24 protein-coding genes are annotated in these 23,422 nt (G+C 45.6%); 14 read left to right on the top strand and 10 right to left on the bottom strand.

The window, feature by feature from the left end; translation table 11 throughout:
* The first annotated feature begins 123 nt into the window (after positions 1-123).
* From G4Y78_RS15625 to G4Y78_RS15565, 13 genes are all read left to right on the top strand, one after another.
* Positions 124-657 (top strand): YceD family protein, encoded by a 534-nt coding sequence (locus tag G4Y78_RS15625; RefSeq protein ID WP_163833911.1) that lies wholly within the window; start codon positions 124-126, stop codon positions 655-657.
* Positions 658-667: 10 nt separating this feature from the next.
* Positions 668-850 carry a 50S ribosomal protein L32 gene (gene rpmF / locus G4Y78_RS15620; protein WP_163833910.1) on the top strand — a complete coding sequence of 61 codons (183 nt, stop codon included), beginning with the start codon at positions 668-670 and terminating at the stop codon, positions 848-850.
* 3 nt (positions 851-853) lie between these two features.
* Positions 854-1,879: a phosphate acyltransferase PlsX gene (gene plsX / locus G4Y78_RS15615; protein ID WP_163833909.1), complete on the top strand. Its 1,026-nt coding sequence runs from the start codon at positions 854-856 to the stop codon at positions 1,877-1,879.
* 243 nt (positions 1,880-2,122) lie between these two features.
* Positions 2,123-3,067: an ACP S-malonyltransferase gene (gene fabD / locus G4Y78_RS15610; RefSeq protein WP_163833908.1), complete on the top strand. Its 945-nt coding sequence runs from the start codon at positions 2,123-2,125 to the stop codon at positions 3,065-3,067.
* A 49-nt stretch (positions 3,068-3,116) separates the two neighbouring features.
* Entirely contained in the window at positions 3,117-3,863 is a 747-nt protein-coding gene (gene fabG / locus G4Y78_RS15605; RefSeq protein WP_163833907.1) for a 3-oxoacyl-ACP reductase FabG, read from the top strand.
* Positions 3,864-4,007: 144 nt separating this feature from the next.
* The gene (gene acpP / locus G4Y78_RS15600) at positions 4,008-4,241 is read left to right on the top strand and encodes an acyl carrier protein (protein ID WP_163833906.1); all 234 of its coding nucleotides are present in this window, start codon (positions 4,008-4,010) and stop codon (positions 4,239-4,241) included.
* 450 nt (positions 4,242-4,691) lie between these two features.
* Positions 4,692-5,930 carry a beta-ketoacyl-ACP synthase II gene (fabF, locus tag G4Y78_RS15595; protein ID WP_163833905.1) on the top strand — a complete coding sequence of 413 codons (1,239 nt, stop codon included), beginning with the start codon at positions 4,692-4,694 and terminating at the stop codon, positions 5,928-5,930.
* A 74-nt stretch (positions 5,931-6,004) separates the two neighbouring features.
* Positions 6,005-6,853 (top strand): aminodeoxychorismate lyase, encoded by an 849-nt coding sequence (gene pabC, locus G4Y78_RS15590; RefSeq protein WP_163833904.1) that lies wholly within the window; start codon positions 6,005-6,007, stop codon positions 6,851-6,853.
* Entirely contained in the window at positions 6,826-7,878 is a 1,053-nt protein-coding gene (mltG, locus tag G4Y78_RS15585; protein WP_163833903.1) for an endolytic transglycosylase MltG, read from the top strand. Before pabC ends, mltG begins: the two co-directional genes overlap by 28 nt.
* A 21-nt stretch (positions 7,879-7,899) precedes the next feature.
* Positions 7,900-8,547, top strand: a complete 648-nt coding sequence (gene tmk / locus G4Y78_RS15580) for a dTMP kinase (RefSeq protein WP_163833902.1) — start codon at positions 7,900-7,902, stop codon at positions 8,545-8,547.
* Positions 8,534-9,538: a DNA polymerase III subunit delta' gene (locus G4Y78_RS15575; RefSeq protein WP_163833901.1), complete on the top strand. Its 1,005-nt coding sequence runs from the start codon at positions 8,534-8,536 to the stop codon at positions 9,536-9,538. Before tmk ends, G4Y78_RS15575 begins: the two co-directional genes overlap by 14 nt.
* 28 nt (positions 9,539-9,566) lie before the next feature.
* Positions 9,567-9,920, top strand: a complete 354-nt coding sequence (locus tag G4Y78_RS15570) for a PilZ domain-containing protein (RefSeq protein ID WP_163833900.1) — start codon at positions 9,567-9,569, stop codon at positions 9,918-9,920.
* Between the two features lie 161 nt (positions 9,921-10,081).
* Positions 10,082-10,858, top strand: a complete 777-nt coding sequence (locus G4Y78_RS15565) for a TatD family hydrolase (protein WP_163833899.1) — start codon at positions 10,082-10,084, stop codon at positions 10,856-10,858.
* A gap of 185 nt (positions 10,859-11,043) precedes the next feature.
* Here the strand turns inward: G4Y78_RS15565 and G4Y78_RS15560 are convergent, their stop codons facing one another.
* From G4Y78_RS15560 to xthA, 10 genes are all read right to left on the bottom strand, one after another.
* Positions 11,044-13,005, bottom strand: a complete 1,962-nt coding sequence (locus G4Y78_RS15560) for an acetoacetate--CoA ligase (protein ID WP_163833898.1) — start codon at positions 13,003-13,005, stop codon at positions 11,044-11,046.
* Positions 13,006-13,021: 16 nt separating this feature from the next.
* Positions 13,022-13,936, bottom strand: a complete 915-nt coding sequence (locus G4Y78_RS15555; protein WP_163833897.1) for a hydroxymethylglutaryl-CoA lyase — start codon at positions 13,934-13,936, stop codon at positions 13,022-13,024.
* Positions 13,929-15,947: an acetyl/propionyl/methylcrotonyl-CoA carboxylase subunit alpha gene (locus tag G4Y78_RS15550; protein ID WP_163833896.1), complete on the bottom strand. Its 2,019-nt coding sequence runs from the start codon at positions 15,945-15,947 to the stop codon at positions 13,929-13,931. The genes G4Y78_RS15555 and G4Y78_RS15550 overlap by 8 nt, the downstream gene beginning before the upstream one ends.
* Positions 15,940-16,761: an enoyl-CoA hydratase/isomerase family protein gene (locus G4Y78_RS15545; RefSeq protein WP_163833895.1), complete on the bottom strand. Its 822-nt coding sequence runs from the start codon at positions 16,759-16,761 to the stop codon at positions 15,940-15,942. Before G4Y78_RS15545 ends, G4Y78_RS15550 begins: the two co-directional genes overlap by 8 nt.
* Before the next feature lie 32 nt (positions 16,762-16,793).
* The gene (locus G4Y78_RS15540; protein ID WP_163833894.1) at positions 16,794-18,419 is read right to left on the bottom strand and encodes a carboxyl transferase domain-containing protein; all 1,626 of its coding nucleotides are present in this window, start codon (positions 18,417-18,419) and stop codon (positions 16,794-16,796) included.
* Between the two features lie 11 nt (positions 18,420-18,430).
* Entirely contained in the window at positions 18,431-19,600 is a 1,170-nt protein-coding gene (locus G4Y78_RS15535) for an isovaleryl-CoA dehydrogenase (RefSeq protein WP_163833893.1), read from the bottom strand.
* Positions 19,601-19,790: 190 nt separating this feature from the next.
* Positions 19,791-20,174: a MerR family transcriptional regulator gene (locus G4Y78_RS15530; RefSeq protein WP_163833892.1), complete on the bottom strand. Its 384-nt coding sequence runs from the start codon at positions 20,172-20,174 to the stop codon at positions 19,791-19,793.
* Between the two features lie 17 nt (positions 20,175-20,191).
* Positions 20,192-20,356, bottom strand: a complete 165-nt coding sequence (locus G4Y78_RS15525) for a hypothetical protein (protein ID WP_163833891.1) — start codon at positions 20,354-20,356, stop codon at positions 20,192-20,194.
* A complete protein-coding gene (locus G4Y78_RS15520) occupies positions 20,328-21,248 on the bottom strand; it encodes a LysR family transcriptional regulator (RefSeq protein WP_163833890.1) in 921 nt (306 codons plus the stop codon). The genes G4Y78_RS15525 and G4Y78_RS15520 overlap by 29 nt, the downstream gene beginning before the upstream one ends.
* A 241-nt stretch (positions 21,249-21,489) precedes the next feature.
* Complete coding sequence (gene xthA / locus G4Y78_RS15515; RefSeq protein ID WP_163833889.1) at positions 21,490-22,305, bottom strand: exodeoxyribonuclease III; 816 nt, start codon at positions 22,303-22,305, stop codon at positions 21,490-21,492.
* 437 nt (positions 22,306-22,742) lie between these two features.
* On the opposite strand from xthA, the gene G4Y78_RS15510 reads away from it, so the two are divergent.
* On the top strand, positions 22,743-23,408 hold the full coding sequence (locus tag G4Y78_RS15510; protein WP_163833888.1) for a GNAT family N-acetyltransferase: 666 nt from the start codon (positions 22,743-22,745) through the stop codon (positions 23,406-23,408).
* Positions 23,409-23,422 lie beyond the last annotated feature (14 nt).

Here is a 23,422-nt window from a genome sequence, read left to right as displayed (position 1 = left end):
AGTGTTAATAGTTAGCAGCTTAACTTTAATGGCACTAGATAATAATGCGTGTTGTTCGTTTACACCAGAATCAGCAATAAACCCTTTGACAGCTAGCATTACTATGCCTATTATTGCGCGCTTATGTTAGAAGGTCATTTACCCAAAACAATTGACCCCCGTAAACTTGCCAAACAGCATGTCAGTTTAAAAGGGGGGTGGCCTGTTGCTGATCTTGAGCAGGTAGCTAACTATCTCACTAACCCTGAGGGGGAAGTAGAGGTTGACTTAGCTTTTACTCAAGATGCAGAAGGTCACTTTGTGATATCTGGGCAGTTAGTTGCCCAAGTACAGATGACCTGTCAGCGGTGCTTGGAGCCAGTTACACTTGGAGTAACGGTTGAAGTGCTGTTGGCAGTCGTCTGGAGTGATGAGTCTGGTAAGCAATTACCAGATTATCTGGACCCTATCGTGGTTGCTGATGAACACCTTTCATTAGCTAGGCTGATAGATGAAGAGTTAATTCTTAATTTACCTATTGTGCCTGCTCACGAGGATCCAATTTGCCAGCCGCAAATGGAGTGGTTAGATCCTGATGCTGTAGATGATTCTACTATATCAGAGCAGCCCAAAAACCCATTCGCTGTGTTGGCTTCCTTGAAAAAGTCGAAGACTTAAGGAGCTTTTCATGGCTGTTCAGCAAAACCGTAAAACTCGGTCTAAGCGTGGTATGCGTCGTGCGCACGATGGCTTGACTGGTGCTGCGTTAACTGTGGATTCTACTACGGGTGAAACCCATCGTCGTCATCACGTGTCACCTGATGGCTTCTACCGTGGTCGTAAAGTCGTAGCTAGCACAGACGACGAGTAATCCTTGACCCAGTTGACGACCATTGCGCTTGACGTAATGGGTGGGGACCTGGGTCCCCGCAGTGCCATTGCTGCTGCTGTTCAGTGGTTAAACCTCCAACCGAAACGTTCTTGTCAATTGATATTGGTGGGTGATCGCGCCCTCATTCAAAACCAATTAAAAACCTTTCCTGATTGCTCATCCCAGTTTGATATTGTTCATGCACCTGATGTTATTACGATGGCGGATAAGCCTACCTGGGCTTTACGTGCCAAGCCAAAAGCATCCATGCGTCAGGCGATTGATTTGGTAGCGTCAGGGCAGGCGGAGGCATGTGTGAGTGCAGGTAATACCGGTGCCTTGATGGTAATCGGGCGATATGTGTTAAAAACACTGCCAGGTATTGATCGGCCTGCTATTGTGAGTCGACTTCCTACTCAGCAAGGAGTCAGTTATCTGCTGGATTTAGGTGCTAATGTTGATTGTCACTCTGAGCATTTATATCAATTTGCGGTATTGGCGGCTTTATTGGTTGAATGCTTACATGGCATAAGTTCCCCTACGGTTGGTTTATTGAATGTAGGAAGTGAGGCAATCAAGGGGAACGAGCAGGTTCGACTCGCAAGGCAATTAATTGAAAGTAATTCAAAGCTGAACTTTACGGGGTACGTAGAAGGTAATCAGCTGTTTCAAGGTCATACATCAGTAGTCGTTTGTGATGGTTTTGTTGGTAATGTGGCATTAAAAACCAGTGAAGGGCTAGCAGAGTTTATTTTAGCGTCGATACAGGAAATGGCCGGCTCTTGGTTGCGAAATCCTCTGACTCGTTGGCTTACGAAACGTATTTTTCATAAACTGCATCAGCAAATTGATCCTCGTATATATAACGGTGCGAGTCTGCTAGGTTTGCAGGGAACAGTGATAAAAAGCCATGGTCATGCAGATAGCTTGGGCTTCAGTTGGGCAATTGAGCAAGCCTATCAACAAGCACAGCTTAAATTACCTCAGGTGCTAAATGAAGCGTTAGAGGCTTGGCTAGAAGTTGACTGAATTTTTGTTTTGGCTGTTGCAAAAAAAGTAAGCAGATGCAGTACATTGTTAATAGTATTTCAGTTTATTGTAAGTGCTGACTGGGTAGTTTTGTTAAGGTGCGGTTAGGATGAAGCTTAACAGTTGTTAAACTGTTAAATAAGGCACATTGTTTAGATTAATAATTTCTCAGATACTTTTTTTAATATTTCGCTTATAATGGCGGCTTTTTATTGACTGATAAGTCAGAGGGTTGCAATTTAAATGACGACACAATTTGCCTTTGCTTTTCCCGGACAGGGTTCGCAACAAGTGGGTATGCTGTCAGCAATTGCTGCTGAGCAGTCAGTGATTAAGGATACATTTGCTGAGGCTTCAGCTGCATTGAGTTATGACCTGTGGGAGCTCGTACAGCAAGGGCCGGCTGAAGTGTTAAATAAAACAGAACGCACTCAGCCTGCAATTTTAACTGCCAGCGTTGCCTTATGGCGTTTATGGCAATCTGAAACTGCATTAAAGCCTGAGTTAATGGCTGGACATAGCTTGGGAGAATACTCGGCACTTGTTTGTGCTGAAGCAATGTCACTAGTTGATGCTGTCAAACTGGTCAGGTTAAGGGGGCAGTTGATGCAGGATGCGGTAGCTGAAGGTGAGGGAGCGATGGCGGCTGTCATAGGACTTGATGATGAAGCAGTGGCTGCTGTCTGCATAGAATCAGCTGAGCAACAAATTGTTGCGCCAGTTAACTACAACTCGCCGGGCCAGGTTGTGATTGCAGGACAGTATGAAGCGGTAGAACGTGCGATGGCAGTCGCCAAAGAAAAAGGGGCGAAAAAAGTCATCTCATTGCCTGTGAGTGTGCCTTCACATTGCTTGCTGATGAAACCTGCTGCAGAGCAGTTAGCTGAAGCACTAGCTGAAATTGATTTAAGTCAGCCAAAAATTCCCGTATTACAGAATGTTACTGCAGCAGCAGCTGAGACGGTCGAGCAGTTGCAGGGCAACTTAGTTAAGCAGTTATATAGTCCAGTGTTATGGGTGGATACTGTGCAGTCTATGGTTAATGCGGGTATTGAGGCTATTTATGAATGTGGACCTGGCAAAGTGTTGTCTGGTTTAAATAAGCGTATTCATCGCCGCTTAGCTGTAGCTTCTTTAGAGCAGTCTGATGCCTTTGATGCAGCACTTGCAGCTTTAAATGTTAATTAGCACATTAAGTTAATAGTTAGTTAAACGCATTTAATAATCGAGAGAAACAATGGATTTAACTGGAAAAATCGCCCTAGTGACAGGGGCAAGCCGAGGTATTGGGCAAGCTATTGCCAAAGCACTTGCTGAAGCAGGAGCCACTGTTGCTGGAACAGCTACTTCAGAAAGGGGAGCTGAAGCAATTACGGCTTACCTGAAAGAAGTCAATAATTCAGGGCAAGGTTTTGTGTTAGATGTCGGTGACGATGCCTCTGTTGAACAAAGCATAAAGACAATTGCTGAAACACTCGGTGGTAGTCCGTTAGTCGTGATAAATAATGCAGGTATTACCCGGGATAATATTTTGATGCGGATGAAAGCAGACGAATGGGAATCCGTTATCAATACAAACCTCACTTCATTATATCGAGTGAGTAAAGCTTGCTTGAGAGCAATGACAAAAGCCCGTTGGGGGCGCATTATTAATGTCAGCTCAGTCGTTGGCTCAATGGGCAATGCAGGGCAAACCAATTATGCAGCGGCTAAGGCGGGACTTGAGGGCTTTACTCGGTCATTGGCACGTGAATTAGGGGCAAGAAATATTACAGTAAATGCAGTAGCGCCTGGCTTTATTGATACTGATATGACCCGTGAGCTGCCAGAGGCACACAAAGAGACGTTATTAGGGCAAATTCCATTAGCGCGACTGGGACAGCCAGAGGAAATTGCGGCAGCTGTTAAATTCCTTGCCAGTGAGCCAGCAGGCTACATTACTGGTGAGACCCTCCATGTAAATGGGGGCATGTACATGGGATAATTGATAATTCCCATTGTACTCCCTGAAAGTACTGCTAGAATACCCGGTAATTTTTGGGGGTGGTGAACTTGCTTTCATCACAAACGTTTTTATACACTTACCTCTGCAGCGAGACTGCATAACTAGATAGGAGCAGAACAAGGTATGAGTACCATTGATGAACGCGTCAAAAAAATCGTTTGCGAACAATTGGGCGTTAAAGAAGAAGAAGTGACAAATGGCGCATCTTTTGTTGACGATCTTGGCGCTGATTCTCTAGACACTGTTGAGCTGGTAATGGCGCTAGAAGAAGAGTTTGAGACCGAGATTCCTGACGAAGAAGCTGAAAAAATTACTACTGTTCAAGAAGCTATTGATTACGTTATTAATCATCAGTAATTTTATTTGCTTCTTGTTTGTTTTAAGAAAAAGCCGTTCATATCCTGAACGGCTTTTTCTTTGTGAGCTTAATTTCGAGTACAGTGGCTAGCTTTTTATGCAGTCAGAGTAAAACGGATGTAATTAACTGATAACTAGGCATGCTGTTTGCTGAAAACAACAGGTGGGGCTTTGCTAATTTTGGGAGTTTGCGGAAAAAGTTTAATTAAGTTAGCCAATTATTTTTCTGGCTAAAATGGCGGGTACACAAACTAAGATATGCCTGTCATGTGATGTGTAATATTATTAAACAATTGCAACGTCTCACTAATTTCTATCTAGTGTATCACTGAACAGTAGTAACGTTTCATTGATTTAAGCAGTTTGTAATACCGAAGAAGTAAAGCATGTGTGGTTAATTATGTTAGGTCTTCGTTATATTGTTATCGATTTATTTTGGGGAGAGCATTAGTGTCTCGCAGACGAGTGGTGATTACTGGTTTAGGACTTGTGACTCCATTAGGAAACTCTGTTTCTACAGCATGGCAAAAGATACTATCTGGTCAAAGTGGTATAAGCGCTATTGATTTTATGGATGTAGCAAACTTGCCCACTAAGTTTGCTGGTATTATTAGAGACTTAGATATTGCTGAATACATGCCTGCTAAACAAGCACGAAAAATGGATATGTTCATTCAGTATGGATTGGTTGCTGCTATTCAAGCAATCAAAGATGCTGGCTTTGAAGTATCCGATGCAAATGCTGATCGTGTTGGAACAGTCATTGGCTCAGGTATTGGGGGTATCTCCACCATTGAGCAAAATGTACAAACTTTAAACCAGTCAGGGCCAAGGCGTATTTCTCCTTTCTTTGTGCCTGCCTCCATCGTCAACATGGTCAGCGGTCAATTGTCCATGATGTTTAATCTGCGTGGCCCAAACTATGCTGTTAGCACTGCTTGTACCACGGGAACACACTGTATTGGCCTAGCCGCGCGCAACATTGCTTTCGATGAAGCAGATATTATGGTGGCGGGTGGTGCAGAAAAAGCCTCGGCTGCCATTGGTATGGCCGGTTTTAGTGCAGCTAGAGCATTATCGACACGTAATGATGCACCAGAAAAAGCTAGTCGCCCCTGGGATCAAGACCGTGATGGTTTTGTTCTTAGTGATGGTGCTGGAGTAGTTGTACTAGAAGAATACGAGCATGCTAAGCGTCGTGGTGCCACTATTTATGCTGAGCTAGTTGGCTTTGGTATGAGCGCTGATGCTTTTCATGTGACTGCTCCCCCTGAAGATGGTCGAGGTGCACTAAAAGCTATGGAGAATGCAGTTAGAGATGCGAAGCTAACGGCAGATCAAATTGACTATATCAATGCCCATGGTACTTCGACCCCTGCAGGTGATATTGCTGAGTCAAGAGCAGTAACCCGGTTGATGGGAAATAGCGCCAAACAAGTAGTCATGAGTTCTACCAAGTCAATGACAGGGCATTTGCTGGGTGCTGCTGGAGCCATTGAAGCAGCATTTACAGCTCTGGCTATTCGTGACCAAGTTGCGCCACCAACCATTAATTTGGATAACCCAGACCCTGAGTGCACACTTGATTATGTACCCCATGAGCCCCGCTCCATTTCTATAGACTATGCATTATCGAACTCTTTTGGCTTTGGTGGTACTAATGCGTCATTAGTGTTTGCCAAGGTTTAACAAATAGAGCCATTTAGCTGTCAGCTTATAGGGTAGTGGGTGTGATCATTTTTGTTAGCAGTAAAGAGGTATAGGTGGCTGGTCATTGCTGGTTAAATGGTGAAGTTGTAGCAACGCTTCCAGCCACAGATCGGGGGCTTCATTACGGTGATGGCTTATTTGAAACCATTCGAGTTGAAAATAATCAGCCTGTTTGGTGGCTGCAACACCTCGAGCGTCTGTTGAAAGGCTGTCGATGTCTATCTATCGTCATTGAATCAGGCGTAGTTGAGCAAGAGTTGAAGGCGTTTATCACTAGTCAGATAGCCAGTCATGGCATTGTTAAGCTAATGGTTACCCGTGGCTCTGGTGGACGCGGTTACAATTCTACAGGAGCGAATCATCCCAACCGGCTACTGCTTTGGTATCCGCTGCCAAAATATCCTGTCAGCTATTTCCTGCAAGGTATTAAACTTTATGATTGCCAAACCCGCTTAGGGCAGCAGCCAGTGCTGGCGGGTTTAAAGCACCTTAATAGGCTTGAGCAAATATTAGCAAGACAAGAGTGGACTGATAACCAGTTTGCAGAAGGGCTTATGCTGGATTTGAACCAGCATATTGTTGAAGGCACAATGACTAATATTTTTTGGGTGGCCGAGAGTGAAGTGCAAACCCCTGCATTAACCTATAGTGGTGTTGCTGGGGTTTGTCGTCAGTTTGTGTTGGAGCAAGCAGCACAGCTTGGTTTAACAGTTAAACCAGGTGAGTATAAAGTTGCAGCACTTGCTAGGGCCAAAGAAGTATTTGTCTGTAATAGTGTAATAGGGGTTTGGCCGGTAACTGGTTACCGGCACTGGAATTGGCCAGTTGGAAAACTGACTCAGCAGTTACAGGCGTTGATAAATGCAGTAATGCCATGCGAACGTTTATTTTCAGAACACTGACTTTTTTGTTTTTTTTGATTGGAGTTGGGCTACTTGCCGCTACTTGGACATTGATCTATGGGGTTGATTTATATGGTAAACAACCTTTAAAACATCAGCAGTCAGCTACCTTGTCCATTGCCAGTGGCTCTTCGGTTAAGCAAATTACCCAGCAGTTACAGTCTCAAGGGCTGGTTGAGTATGACTGGCTGTTTGCACTTTATATTCGAGCAAAAGGCAAAGCGCAGCAATTAAAGGCTGGTGAGTTCGAGTTACAAGCTAACGCAAACCATGAAAACTTATTGGAAGCCTTGGTTAACGGCAAGCAGCGCCAATATAGTGTTACTTTTGTAGAAGGCTGGAGTGTTAAGCAAATGCTGGATGCCTTGGCCAAGCACCCACAAATTACTCACACACTACCTGTATCAGTTGACCGGAACAATTTATTAGAAGTGCTAGGGTTGCCTAGCAAACATGCTGAAGGGTTGTTTTTTCCGGATACCTACTTTTTTACCGCGGGTATGAATGATAAAGCCTTGCTGCGGCGGGCTTACCAAAAGATGGATAATGTGTTGTCAAAAGAGTGGCAAAAACGGGATGAAGGGTTGCCTTATCAGTCGCCTTACGAGGCACTAATCATGGCTTCAATTGTGGAGAAAGAAACAGGCGCAGCGGGCGAAAGGCCACAAATAGCCGGGGTATTTACCCGTCGGCTAGAAAAGGGTATGCGACTCCAAACCGATCCTACCGTTATCTATGGGCTAGGGGATAAATACCAGGGTAATCTAACTAGAAAACATTTACGCCAGCCCACTCCTTATAACACCTATACCATCAGCGGCTTACCACCTACACCCATTGCATTGCCAGGGAAAGCTGCTATCAAAGCTGTGTTAAACCCTGCATCAGGGAAATCTCTATACTTTGTTGCTAAAGGGGATGGTAGTCATTACTTTTCTAAGACTTTGGCAGAGCATAACCAGGCAGTGCGTAAATATCAGTTAAGTCGTAACAATAACTATCGTTCACAACCTGTTAATAACTAACGAAATTTCAAGCGATATATCATGTCAGAGTTGAAATCAGGCCTGTTCATTACAGTGGAGGGCTCTGAAGGGGTAGGCAAGTCTACCTGTATAGCTTTTATTCAAGCCTGGCTGCAGGCTGAAAACTTACCCCTAGTAACCACCAGAGAGCCTGGTGGAACACCTTTTGCTGAAGCGGTTCGAGACTTGTTATTAACACCACAGCAGGAGCCAGTTGCTGATATTACTGAGTTGTTATTGATGTTTGCGGCTCGTGCGCAGCATATCGAGCAGGTGATTAAGCCTGCTTTAGCAGAGCAAAAGGTGGTGGTCTGTGACCGGTTTACGGATGCTACTTATGCCTATCAAGGCGGTGGACGTGGTGTGGATTTTCAGCAGATTGCTCAATTGGAGCAGCTAGTACAAGGTGCATTACGACCCCATGTCACTTTGCTGTTGGATATGCCAGTGGCAGATGCATTACAGAGGGCAGCTAAGCGGGGCGAGTTAGACCGTATAGAAAGCCAAACTATTGATTTCTTTGAACGAGTTAGGCAGGTATATCTAAAAAGAGCAGAGCAATACCCTGAACAGTTTCACCTAGTTGATGCTAGTCAGCCGTTAGAGCAGGTTAAGCAACAAGTGGAACAGATATTAGCTAAGGTTATAAGCCAATATGTTAGCCTTTGAGCCGCAACCATTACCCTGGCAACTAGCTCAGTGGCAGCAGCTGATCGCACAGCGTCAGCAACAAAAACTGGCTCATGCTTATTTGCTGCATGGGATGCCAGGGGTAGGTAAATTGCATTTTGCACAATTATTTGGCCAGCTTCTGTTGTGCTTAAAACCAAACCTAGAAACCGCCTCACCTTGCCAGCAATGTAAGTCATGCCTGTTGTTTAACGCAAGTTCACACCCAGATATATTGCAAATAGTACCTGAAGGTTCTGGCAAGCCTATAAAAGTCGATCAAATCAGGCAGCTCATTGATTTTGTAGCAAAAACGGCTCAACAGGGTGGCTATCGCGTTATTATTATCGACCCTGCTGATGCCATGAATATCAATGCTAGTAATGCACTGTTGAAATGCCTTGAGGAGCCGGGGAGAAATACCATCCTATTGCTACTGAGTGAGCGTACCAGTGCACTGCTGGCCACTATTAAAAGCCGTTGCCAGGTGCTAGCCTTTCCACTGCCTGCACTATCAGTGGCAAAAGCTTGGCTACAACAGCAGTCATTAGCTGATAATGATTTAGATCAGCTGCTAGTGGCAGCCCATTATCAACCCTTAACGGCTTTGACCTTCCACAAAAATCAGCGACTAAAGCAGCGACAAGCCTTGCAGTCCTGTCTGGCCACTATTACCAAAGGGCAGAAAACTCCGGTTGCCGCTGCTCAAGAGTGGCAAAATGAGGATTTACTTTGCCTGTTTGACTGGCTGGTAGACTGGTTGGCAGAAATGATTAAGTGGGTGATGGCAAAAGATGAGACATTCATCAAAAATCACGATATGCTTAAAATGTTGAATTATGTTTCAAGCAAAGCAGGTGTAACTCGATTATATGGCTACTATGCTTGGTTGATCGAACAACGCCAGCGGTTGTTAGGTGCTGCTAACCAAAATAAACAATTAGTGTTAGAAAGCTTGTTTATTGGCTGGCTTCATCTGACAATATATTAGATAGAGTGAATACAGTTAGGCTGTTGTCATGAAACCTCCGAAGTTTGGTCCACGAAACGGAATCTTGTCATTAACCATAAAGGATAAGGCAGTGCTTTATGCTGCTTATATGCCTTTTGTGGGAAATGGTGGTCTTTTTATTCCAACCAATAAGGCTTATCAATTAGGCGATGAAGTGTTCTTACTGCTTAATTTGATGGATGAGCCAGAAAAGATTCCTGTGGCAGGTAAGGTCGTCTGGGTGACACCAAAAGGTGCTCAAGGCAACCGTGCTGCAGGCATTGGTGTTCAGTTTAATGGCCAAGATGATATGGCTCGGAACAAGATTGAAACCTACTTGGCTGGTGCACTACAGTCTGATAGACCCACCCATACTATGTAAATATTACTGTTAAGAATGTTTGCTAAACCCGTGTTTTTACACGGGTTTTTTGTTTTTCTTAAGAAATTACTTTAAGTCGTATTTTACGGTAATTAGTAATACCAATAATTACGAATTTAACTGTTTGGAATCATCTTCACTGTATTTTTAGGTTTGCTGTTATGTTGATTGACTCGCACTGCCATTTAGACCGTATTGATTTGACGTCTTATCAAGGGGATTTATCAGCTGCTTTGCAGAAAGCGAGTAGTCGAGGGGTTGCTGGCTTTTTGGCAATTGCTGTGGATAAGGACAATATCAATCCTGTGGTTGATATAGCGCTACAATATGACAATGTTTGGGCCAGTGTAGGGGTTCATCCTTTATCTGCGGCTGAAGGCTCATTATCTGCTGAGGAGCTAATCAGTCATGCCAGTCAAGAAAAGGTTGTAGCAATAGGAGAAACTGGCCTGGATTATTACTATGATCAAAACACGCAGGCCGAGCAGCTCAAATCGTTTGCAGACCATATAGCGGTTGCGAAACAGCTGAACAAGCCGCTGGTAATTCATACTCGCCAAGCTAAAGCAGACACGCTAGCACTTCTGCGTTCAGAAGGGGCGGAGCAAGCAAGTGGCGTTTTACATTGCTTTACTGAAGACTGGGATATGGCAAAGCAAGCCATGGATTTGGGCTTCTATATTTCAATTTCTGGGATTGTAACTTTTAAGAAGGCTACCAATGTCCATGAAGTCGCCAAGCAAGTGCCACTAGATCGCTTATTAGTAGAGACAGATTCGCCTTATCTGGCTCCAGTACCTTATCGAGGTAAGTCTAATGAGCCGCAGTATGTAGTTGAGGTGGCGAAGTTTTTGGCTGAGTTACGGGGTGAGTCGTTTGAAGCACTAGCTCAGCAAACAACGGAAAATTTTTTCAGCTTATTTGCTGGTGCAAGATAAAAACTAAAGGTAAGAAAAGAACTGTTAGGTTGTCGCAAAAGCTAATGGATATGGAGTGGTAGGTATTCTGTAGCGAAGAAAAGCCTGTCACTCCATATCGAACACTAATTTTATTTTCAACACCTTTTTACGGCAGTCTCATAAGGTTCTGTATTGTTCGTCCAGCCCTAATTTAGTGATTTTTGTTAGTCTTCCAATAACTCTTTTCGATCTCGAAAATACTCCAATGCTTCAGGATTAGCCAAAGCATCAGTGTTATCCACGGTTTCGTTATGGATCACCTTCCGTACCGCTAACTCAACTATTTTGCCGCTAATAGTACGGGGGATATCAGCCACCTCTAACACTTTGGCTGGTACATGGCGAGGGGTGGTGTGCTCGCGAATGGTCTTTTTAATCGTAGTGATCAACTGTTCAGTGAGGTGTACACCTGGTTTGAGTTTAACAAACAATACCACTCGCACATCATCCTGCCATTGCTGACCTACAGCGATGCTTTCAAATACTTCGGGCACTTGCTCCACTTGGCGGTAAATTTCGGCAGTGCCGATTCTTACCCCACCTGGGTTTAGTACTGCATCAGCACGGCCATGGATAACAACACCGTCTTGTTCGGTTAATTCTCCATAGTCCCCATGGCACCAAATGCCTGGAAACTTGCTGAAATAGGCATTGTGGTATTTGCTACCGTCTGGGTCTTGCCAAAAACCAATAGGCATTGAAGGGAAAGGCTTGGTGCAAACCATTTCGCCTTTTTCAGCAATAATTATTTGGCCTGCTTCATTGTAAAACTCCACTGCCATGCCTAAGCCACGGCACTGCAACTGACCGCGATAAACGGGTAGTGTGGGGTTGCCTAAGGCAAAGCAGGAAATAATGTCGGTACCGCCAGAGATTGAAGATAAACAAACATCTTGCTTGATATCTCTATATACATAATCAAAGCTCTCATGGCTCAAGGGTGAGCCTGTCGATAAGATAGCTTTCAGAGCAGGCAGTTGATGAGAGTGAGCAGGTTTTACCTCTGCTTTCTCCAAGGCAGCAATGTATTTAGCACTCGTCCCAAAGACTGAAATATGCTCTTTTTCAGCTATATCCCAAAGCAGTGTAGGCTTGGGATGGAAGGGGGAGCCGTCATACAGCACTAGAGTGGCACCAGACGCTAAGCCAGTGACCAGCCAGTTCCACATCATCCAGCCACAGGTGGTGAAATAAAACAACACATCCTGATCCGTTAGGTCAGTATGCAGCTGGTGCTCTTTAAAGTGTTGGAGCAGTGTCCCGCCGATCCCATGGATAATACACTTAGGCTTTCCGGTAGTTCCTGATGAATACATAATAAAAAGTGGGTCATCAAAGGCGCAGGGCTCAAAGCTTAATTGATAGCTGTCAGGTGGAGCTTGGAGGAATTCAGACCAGTCTCTGTAATTCGTAAACTCACTCACATCTAATCGCTGCTCAACGAACTGGACAATGACTTGATGCTTAACACTAGGTAGTTGTTGCTGAATTTCTTTTAATTTGGATCGGCAGTCGATCACCTTGCCGTTGTAGTAGTAACCACTACAGGCAATAAACACTTTAGGTTCAATCTGACCAAACCGATCTACTACCCCATGACTACCAAAGTCAGGTGAGCAAGATGACCAGATGGCTCCCAGGCTGGTAGTTGCTAACATGGCAATAATAGTTTCAGGGCAGTTGGGGAGCATCCCAGCTACGCGATCTCCCTTGCTCAGGCCCATCGCTTTAAGCTGATAACTTACAGCGGTTACTTGCTTAAACAGCTCTGCATAGCTGAGTTGTTGGCGGCGTCTGGTTTCATCATAACTAATAATGGCTGGATGATTGTCCCGCCGATTTAGGAGGTGTTCGGCATAGTTAAGGGTGGCGCCCTGAAACCACTTAGCTTCCTGCATTGAGGGTCCGTTGGTTAAGGTTTGTTGAGGGGGGTGATGGAATTTCACCTGACAAAATTCAGCAATGGACTGCCAAAACTCACTAAGATGTTTTATGGACCATTGATACAGAGCGGAGTAATCAGGGAGTGAACATTGCTGTTGTTGCTCTATGTGCTGACGAAACTGGGTGATTCTTGCTTGTTGGATACGCTCGGCGGAGGGCAGCCAAATGGGGTTATCCTTCATATTTATTTTCTCAAAGTTATTTTTTTCGAAGGGTAGTACTCAATGCTTGAGCTACATGAGACCGGTTGGGTCGGCCCAGTTGATCACACAGTTGCTGGCTAATGTCAATTAGTTTGGAAAGTTTCAAGCCCGTATCAAAGCCTAATGACTCAACCAGATAAGTCACATCCTCAGTGGCGACATTTCCACTGGCGCCTTTCGCATACGGACACCCTCCCAGGCCTGCGATAGCGCTATCCACAATTCTGATTCCTTGGTTCAGGGCTTGATAAATATTGACCAAAGCCTGGCCATATGTATTGTGAAAGTGCACTGCTAGTTTACCAATTCCGGTAATCGGTATTACTAAATTCAGTAATGGCTTTACCGTTGAAGGGGTGCCGATACCGATAGTATCTCCCAAGGAAATCTCATCACATCCTAGATCCAGAAGCTGCTCCACCACTGGAGCCACCTGCGCAGGTGAAATATCCCCTTCATAAGGGCAGCCCACCACACAGGAAACATAGCCTCTCACTCGTAACCCTTGTTGTTTGGCCTGTGTAACCACTGGAGCAAAACGCTGTAGGCTTTCAGCAATAGTGCAATTGATGTTTTTTTGAGAAAAAGTTTCTGAGGCAGCCCCAAACACGGCAACTTCATTGACTTGAGCTTCAATGGCTTGCTCTAGACCTTTCATATTGGGGGTGAGGACGCTGTAAATGGTATCAGACTGTCGACTTAGTTGTTGACATACCTCAGCTGTATTTGCCATCTGAGGCACCCATTTGGGAGAAACAAAGCTGCCGCATTCAATGTGCCGAATACCTGCCATTACCAAATCTTCAATCAAAGCGATGCGAGTGGCTACTGGGATAGGGGTTGGCTCATTCTGTAGGCCGTCTCTTGGGCCAACCTCAACGATACGAATCCGCTCTTTCAGCTCAGACATTGGCAGGCTCCTTCGATTGACTGGCTTCTTCCACATGTAAAGCCAGCAAGTCGGTGCCTTCGCTCACTAAATCACCCACTTTGAAGTAAATGGCATCCACTGATCCAGCAGAAGGGGCATGAATGGTATGCTCCATTTTCATCGCTTCCAATACCATCAGGGGTTGCCCTTGCTCCACTTGCTGACCTGTAGTGACCAGCACTGATACTACCGAACCTGGCATTGGGGCTACTAATGCTTGGTCATGGGGGCTAGCAGCAGTTGGGTGATTCAGTAGCCTGGGAGGAAACTCAAAACACCAATCCTGCTGCTCAATATGCAGCCAACATTGCTTGTCTGTATTTTCAACGGTAGCACTTACCATCAGTTGGTTTAATTCAGCGGTGAGCTGGTGTTGTTGGCGCTTGGCCTGGCAATTGTACTTTTCAGCAACAATAGTTAATTCCCATTTATCCTCGCTCAGCCATTTCACATGAACTGAAATGGGCTGCTGAGCCGTTAGCCAATGGATGGTAGTTTCTGGCTGGTAATTACACCGCCAAGGCTGTTGGCTGGACCAAGGGTTCCTAAAACCTGTAGGCGCTTGAGAGTATTCCTCTGGTACTAACTGGGACAGAGTGGCTACCACTAATGCTTGCTGAAGTTTTTGGTTGTTAGACTTAAGCAGAGCAGGCAGTTGCTGGCTGAGCAGGTGAGTGTGGTACTGACCTTCTGCAAACCAGGTGCTATTCAATACTGCTAACAAAAAAGCGCGATTATGGGTAAGCCCCAGCAGAGTGGTGTGGGTTAATGCTTGCTGCATCCTCTGGATAGCCTGCTGGCGAGTTTCACCCCAGGTAACCAGTTTGGCCAACATGGGGTCATAGTGAACGCCGATAACGTCTCCCTGAGTTAAGCCATGCTCGATCCGCAAATAGGATTGTGGTTTGGGCCACTGTAAGTGTAGTAATGGGCCAGTAGCTGGTAAAAAGTCATTTTGTGGGTCTTCAGCATATAGCCTGACTTCAATGGCATGACCATCAATTGCCAGTTCATTTTGGGTGACAGGCAATGGTTCCCCACAGGCTACCATTAGCTGCCAGGCAACCAGGTCAGTGCTGGTGATCATTTCAGTTACTGGGTGTTCTACCTGGAGTCGGGTGTTCATTTCCATAAAGTAAAACTGACCATCAGGCGCGAGTAAAAACTCAACCGTACCGGCACCTACGTAGTCAATTGCCTGAGCAGCAGCCAGCGCGGCTTGGCCCATTTGTTGGCGAAGCAGCTGGCTTAAGCCAGGGGCTGGGGCTTCTTCAATGATCTTTTGGTGGCGGCGCTGAATGGAGCAGTCCCGCTCAAACAGATAGACTCCATTGCCTTGGCTGTCACAAAATACCTGGATTTCCACATGACGAGCTTCAGCCAGGTATTTTTCGACGATCAAGGTGTCATCACCAAAGCTGGCTTTAGCTTCCCGTTTGGCGCTTTGGTAAGCGCTGGCGAACTCTTTTTCGGTAGTAATGACTCGCATTCCTTTGCCACCGCCTCCGGCAGCAGCTTTAAGCAGAACTGGGAAGCCAATTTGTTTGGTGGCTTTCAGTAACATATCCTGTTGCTGTGCTGCCTGGTGATAGCCTGGCATGACTGGTACCCCAGCTTGTTCCATTAGCTGTTTGGCTTGTTGCTTAGAGCCCATTAGGCGAATGGCATTAGCTGGCGGCCCAATAAATTGAATACCTGCTTGCGCACAGGCTGCAGTAAACTCCGCATTTTCAGCCAGAAAGCCGTAGCCAGGGTGAATTGCTTCTGCACCTGTTTGCAGGGCTGCATTGAGGATGGCCTGCTGGTTCAAATAGCTATCCCGACTGGGAGCGGGACCAATGAAAACAGCTTGGTCAGCCAGCTGAACATGGCGGCTATGGCGATCAGCTTCCGAATAAACAGCCACACATTGGATGCCCATGGCGTGAGCTGTGTGGATAACCCGACAGGCGATCTCTCCCCGGTTGGCGATCAGGATTCGCTTAAACATGCTGGCCTTCCTCCTGCCAAGCAGGTTTGCGTTTTTCTAAAAAGGCACTCAGACCTTCTTTGCCTTCTGTTGAGGCCCGAATATCAGCGATCAGTTTTTGGGTGTACTCAGTCAATGCTGGCCCCATTGGCATGTTGACTACCTGATGAATTAGCTGCTTAGCCGCTTTCATTGCTTCCGGGCCATTACTGGAGTATCGCTGACAAAGCCGCTCGATAATGTCTGGCAGCTCTTCCGGTTGAGCAATTAAGTGGACTAGTCCTAGCTGTTCAGCGGTTTTGACATCAATAGTTTCAGCACTTAAAAAATAACGGCGGGCAGCCCGGGCTCCCATGGCTTGAATCACATAAGGACTAATGACTGCAGGCACCAATCCTAGTTTAACTTCACTTAAGCAAAACTGGGCTTTGGGGGTGGCGATTACCATATCGCAGCAAGCGACTAAACCGACCGCACCACCATAGGCTGCGCCTTGGACGACTGCGATAGTCGGCTTAGGAAATTCATTGAGGGTTTGCAACATTTTGGCTAACTCACTGGCATCCTGCAGGTTGTCCTGATAGCTGTGATTGGCCATTCGGCGCATCCAGCCTAAATCAGCCCCAGCACTGAAGTGACGACCATTGGCTTTGAGAATGAGGGTGCGTACTTTGTTATCGCTGGCCAGTTGGTTAAATACTGCCTGTAGTTCGGCAATCATTTCATCATTAAAGGCATTATGGACTTCTGGACGGTTAAGTATCAGCTCTGTGGCACCTTGAGCGAGTTGGTTGATTTGAACAAAGCGAGTTGTGGTGAGGTCAGTAGAGTTCATTGTCACTATCCTTTTTTCGCTGCTGGCCTTAATTACATTCTGAAAATACCAAAAGCCTGACTAGATGATGTGATGGCGGGGGGCGCTAAATTAGCCTGAAAAGCCGTGGCTAAACCCAGCCCAACGACTTTACGAGTATCTTTCGGATCAATAACCCCATCGTCCCAAAGCCGGGCGCTAGCATAGTAAGCATGGGCCTGCTTGTTATATTCAGCAGTGACTTTTGCTTTAAAGGCGGCTTGTTCAGGCTCAGGCCAGACCTGTTGACGCTTGGTCATGGCAGCCGCTTTGACCTGGGTGAGCACACCAGCTGCCTGTTCGCCTCCCATCACGCCAATCCGGGCATTGGGCCACATCCACAATAACCGAGGGTCATAAGCCCGGCCACACATCCCATAATTGCCAGCCCCATAGCTGCCGCCAATAATCACGGTGAGTTTGGGGACGATGGTACAAGCCACTGCATTAACCATTTTGGCACCGTGTTTGGCGATACCTTCAGACTCATATTTCTGGCCTACCATAAAGCCAGTGATATTTTGCAAGAACAGCAGGGGGATCTGCCGTTGCTGGCAAAGCTGGATGAAGTGGGTACCTTTTAACGCACTTTCAGAAAACAACACGCCATTGTTTGCCACAATCCCCACGGGATAGCCCATGATGTGAGCAAAGCCACAGATCAATGTGCTGCCATATAAGGCTTTGAACTCGGCAAAGTCTGAGTCATCAACGATCCGGCAAATCACTTCTTTAATATCAAAAGGCTTGCGAGGATCAGTGGGAATCACCCCATATAGCTCTTCTTCACTATAACGAGGTGGCTTGGCTGGCTGAGGTGGGTCTGTGAGTTTAGGGTAATTGAATAGGGCAACGGACTGTCTGGCTAGTGCCAAGGCATGTTCATCATTTTCGGCATAATGATCGGTCACCCCAGAGGTGCGACAATGGACATCTGCACCGCCTAGGTCTTCTGCTGATACTTCTTCACCCGTTGCCGCTTTGACCAGTGGTGGACCTGCTAGAAATATGGTGCCTTGCTGCTTGACGATAATGCTCTCATCAGCCATGGCTGGCACATAAGCACCACCTGCGGTACAAGAACCCATCACCACCGCTAACTGGGGAATGCCCGCCGCCGACATCCGTGACTGATTGAAGAAAATCCGACCAAAGTGCTCACGGTCGGGAAATACTTCTGCCTGAAGAGGCAGGTTGGCACCACCAGAGTCCACCAGATAAATACACGGCAGGCGGTTTTCAGCTGCAATGGTTTGTGCTCGTAGATGTTTTTTAACGGTAAGAGGGTAGTAGGTGCCACCTTTTACTGTTGGATCGTTAGCGACAATCATACATAGCTGCTGTTGGACCTTTCCAATACCGGCAACCACGCCGGCAGCGGGGACTGGCTCGTCATACACCTGATAGGCGGCTAGTTGACTGATTTCGAGGAAAGGGCTGTCACGGTCTAGCAGTAAGTCAATCCGTTCTCTAACCAGTAATTTGCCTTTGGCTTTTTGCTTCGCCTGAGCAGCTTCACCACCACCTTGTTTGACCATAGCCACTAAGTGCCGTAAGTCAGTGACTTGTTGGCACATGGCATCGAAGTTAGCTCGGTATTCGTCTGAATCTGTATTCAGCGAGGATTTTAGTAATGCCATAGCTACCTCGCTTAACGGGTTTCTTCAAACAGTTCACGGCCAATTAGCATCCGGCGAATTTCGGAGGTACCGGCGCCAATCTCATACAGTTTGGCATCCCGTAATAGTCGACCAGTTGGATATTCGTTGATATAGCCATTCCCCCCAAGAATCTGAATCGCATCCAAGGCCATTTGGGTAGCTTTTTCGGCACAATAAAGAATTACCCCAGCAGCATCTTTACGGGTGGTTTCGCCACGGTCACAGGCGGCAGCCACTGCATACAGGTAAGCACGGCAAGCATTGAGGGTGGTGTACATATCGGCCAGTTTGCCCTGGATCAACTGGAACTCACCAATGGCTTGGCCAAACTGCTTGCGCTCATGAACATAGGGCACTACTACATCCATGCAGGCTTGCATGATGCCGACTGGTCCAGCGGCTAGAATGACTCGCTCATAGTCCAAGCCACTCATCAGCACTTTGACGCCTTCATTAAGTTTGCCGAGAATGTTGGTGGCAGGTACTTTGCAGTTGTCAAACACCAGTTCACAAGTGTTGGAACCACGCATCCCTAGCTTATCGAGCTTCTGGGCGTGGCTAAATCCGGGGGTGTCTCGCTCAACAATAAAAGCGGTAATGCCTTTTGAACCTTTATCAGGAGCAGTTTTCGCGTAAATCACATAGGTGTGGGCATCAGGGCCATTGGTAATCCACATTTTGGTGCCATTTAACACGAAGAAATCACCTTCCTGCTTGGCTTTCAGCTGCATACTTACTACATCAGAGCCAGCACCAGGCTCACTCATGGCTAAAGCACCAATATGTTCGCCAGAAATTAACCTGGGCAGATATTTGGATTTTTGCGCTTCCGTACCATTACGCCGGATTTGATTAACGCAGAGGTTGGAGTGGGCGCCGTAGCTGAGTCCCACTGAAGCAGACGCTCGGGAAATTTCCTCCATGACGATAGAATGGGCCAGATAACCCATACCACTACCACCCAAAGACTCGTCTACGGTAATACCCAGCAGACCCAGCTCACCAAGTTTGGGCCAAAGGCTGTTAGGGAAGGCATTATCCCGGTCGATATCCGCTGCGAGGGGGGATATTTCTTTTTGAGCAAACTGGTGAATTTGCTGGCGAAGAATATCCAGGGTTTCACCCAGATTAAAATTAAGGCTGTGGTACACAATGCTCATGTTGTAATGTCCTTAGGATTTAAGAAAATTTTGTAATTTATTTTTTTGAGTACATCACTGAAGCCAGGGAGTATGGGGGAATAGGGTATTTTGGAACTAAGGCATGGATGCCTTTTTAGCTTTAGAGGCCAAGGATGGCCTTCTAAAGCGGTGGAAGAATGCCCTGTTTCTCCATATCTAAACACCTATGTTATTTAGTGTCAGAAGTTTTTAATGCGTCCAGGCAGCGTTGCTCCGCTGTATCTAATTCTTGTTGTAATGCCGCAATATCCTTTAGCTGCTGATTAAGCTGTTGGCGTTTGACGGCAATTTTGTCCAGTAAGGCTTGGATTTGCTTGATGTTACTGGTACCAGGTGTGTACATCTCAATCAATTCCTGGCACTCATCGAGACTAAAACCCAGCCGCTTTCCTCGCAAGATTAGCTTTAAATGGACGCGATCTTTACTGCTGTAGACCCGGGTTTGGCCTTGTCTTACTGGAGTGAGTAACCCTTTGTCCTCATAAAAGCGAATGGTGCGAGTGGTTATCGAAAATTCCTTCGCAAGTTCAGAAATGCTGTAAGTTGCAGACATAAAGGCTATTCCAACTATTACATGTTGGCAGTGCCCATGGCATTACCTCTTTTCCTATAATGTAGATTACCTTTACGTAAACGTAAATAGCGAGGTGCAAAAAATAGAGAAATGGAATAAGAAAATGCAAAGGCATCTTGATGGTTTGCAGCTTCAGATAATCGGTTGGTGTTCAATTTCATGACATAACTCCAGGATACAACGGCGCATCCAAACATTAGAGGCATCTTCATTGGAGCTTTCGTGCCAATACAAGTGCACTTCCATAGTGGGGAAGTCTTCAAATGGCAGAGGTAGTATTCGGATATCATGTTGGGCTCGGGCAAAGCGCTCAGGCACTGTCATGGCTAAATCAGACTTGCGAACAATCAGGGGAGCAACCAAGTAGTGCTGGGCGGTGAATACCACTCTACGTTGAATACCGAGCCGGCCGAGTACGATATCGACTTCATCTGCTTGACCAAAGCGTGGCAAGATTTGAATGTGGTTGAGCTCTAGGTAGTGATCGAGCGAAAGCCCACCATTACCTAACACAGGATGGTCTTCTCTAACCACGCAGACATAATTATCTTCAAACAACTTTTGGTGTTTAATCTGGATATCATAATTAACCGGTGCATCAATGGCGAAATCCAGCCGACCAGAGGCTAACTCTTTAGTGGTTTCCCGTGGGGATATCGGTTGGGTTTCTATGTTTAAGTTAGGAGCTATTTCCTGTAGTTTGGTTAATAATCGAGGCAATAAAATCGCTTCGTTCAAATCACCAATACTTAGTCGAAACAACTTGTCTGCTTCAGTTGGATCAAAGGAGTCGCAGTGTTGGATGCTGGTCCGTAATAACGTGAGCGCCTCGCGGACTTGCCCAATAATATTTTGTGCCATCGGTGTTGGCACCATACCTTGTGAGGTACGAATAAACAGGGGGTCATTAAAAGTTTCACGAAGCCTGGCTAAGGCATTACTGACAGCCGGTTGAGTAATCCCCAAAATATGACCTGCTCGGGTTAAATTTGCCTCTGAATAAATAGCATCAAAGACGACAAACAGGTTCAAGTCGATCTTGCTCAGATTCATAGAATGCCTCAGTCACTACAAACCATCTGGCGCGACATCCCTGAAGTGAGTGTTGTATTTTTCCTTACGCTTTTTCCAGAGTAGCAAAAGCTGTTGTAAAGCGTTAACTAATTATCATAAGAGGGTCATTTAATTGTCATAAAAGAGAAGATCAGCGCTCATATGTCGTATAGATTCGTGACAGCAGCCGACTACTTCAGCTGTCAGTTTATTGGTAGTCGGCTTGACAACTGTTTTGCTGTTACTCAAACGTTGCCCAAATAGGACAGTGGTCAGAAGGTTTTTCCATGGCACGAATCGTATAATCGATACCTGTCTGCTGGCATTGGCTTATTAAAGGTGAAGTTGCCAGAATTAAATCGATTCTTAAACCCCGTTTAGGCTCTCGTTCAAAACCACGACTGCGATAATCAAACCAGCTAAAACGATTCGCTTCGGCTGGATTTAATTGACGAAAGCTGTCTTTTACCCCCCAGTTTAAGAGGGTTTGTAGCCACTCCCGCTCTTCTGGCAGAAAACTACATTTACCGGTTTTTAACCAGCGTTTAGCATTATCAGCACCAATACCAATATCCAGATCAGTATGGGAGATATTCATATCACCCATAATAATTAAGGCATCACTGGGGGTATGATGTTCTGTTAGATATTTTAATAAATCTGAATAAAACTGTTGTTTAGCGGGGAATTTAGTCGGGTGGCTACGGCTTTCTCCTTGGGGAAAATACCCGTTAATAATGGTGACCTTGCCTTTTTCTGGGTGAACATAATCAGCTGCAATAAAGCGTCGCTGCTGCTCTTCTGTGGGATAATAGGGAAAACCTTTAACAATGTTGTGGCAAGGAGTCTTACTTAACAATGCCACACCATAGTGAGATTTTTCGCCATAATAGCTCACCTCATAACCCATTTCTTGAATAGCGGTTGCTGGAAATTGATCATCACTGACTTTAATTTCTTGCAAGCCAATCACATCCGGCTGATGCGACTCAATAAGAGCTTGCAGTTGGTGAAGTCGAGCACGGATGCCATTGACATTAAATGATATGACTTTCATTGAAAACCTTTAAACGCTATTCAAGATAAAAAGTTATACCTTAATAGCAACTTAACCTAATGCTGTAAATAGGGAGAGATAGTGAAGTAAAGGAGGTTGCTGAGTGGTTTCAGCTAACCGTTGGACAGCTGGTTAGCTGTGAGGTAGTTGGCTTTAACAAATTGCCGTGATATGGTGCACATAGTGAGTGTTACACCATTATTGATAGAGTGTAACCAGTTAGTAACAAGCAAAGGTTGGAGTTGAATTAGTAATAATACTGAAATGAATTCGGAAAAAAATTGCTTCAATAAAAAAATCTAAAAAAAACGGTAATTTTAATTTTGTTACCAAAGTTGGCGCTAGCGGTTCTGTTGCCATAATAATAACCAACGCGACACTCGCAACGGACACATAATAACAACAATGTTGGCTTTTTTAAGTCAATGGAGGAGTTAATGACTGAGTACGCCCTTCAACTGAATGTGGAAGATCAGCTGACAAGGATTGTATATATTGATGAAAATTTTAGTCGTGAAGCACGTTCGATGCTTTACCATGCATACCTTGAAGAGCCTTCCATTCGCTATTTAATGGATGACTCTAAACCTAACTATTCACAACGTGTTCGTGCGCTTATCAGAGAACTAATTAGAGTCCATTTTGCTGAAAACCAACCAGTTATCGGTGTAATGAGGGGAGAGCGGCTAGCAGGTTTTGCCTTTGTATCAACGCCAGACCATCAGTTAGAATTGTTTGAATCGTTGCGCTGGCGTTGTCGTTTGATGCTGTCAGTGGGATTGCAGGCGGCAGAGCGATTTATTAACTACCGAAAAGAAGTTGCAAAGATTTTAGCGGATAAGCGTCTGTATCGAGTGCCTTTGGTGGGAATTAACCCTAAATGGCAACATCAAGGCTATGGACGTTTATTAATGGAAGCTGTGGATAGCTTATGTGAAACTGACCAGAACTCTGAGGGGGTAGTACTAGATACAGGCAATAGCCGTTATTTGTCTTTTTATAGTTCCCTGGGCTATAAAGAGTTAGGCAGCATAACCGTAGGAGAAGTAACTGAAACAGTGTTATTCAGGCCTAACCGAGATCCTCAACTCGATGAAGCATAATATTCACAATTGGT

This window comes from Spartinivicinus ruber (assembly GCF_011009015.1).
GTDB lineage: Bacteria > Pseudomonadota > Gammaproteobacteria > Pseudomonadales > Zooshikellaceae > Spartinivicinus > Spartinivicinus ruber.
Note: the sequence above shows the minus strand (reverse complement) of the source record. Positions and strands in the feature narration are given on the sequence as shown.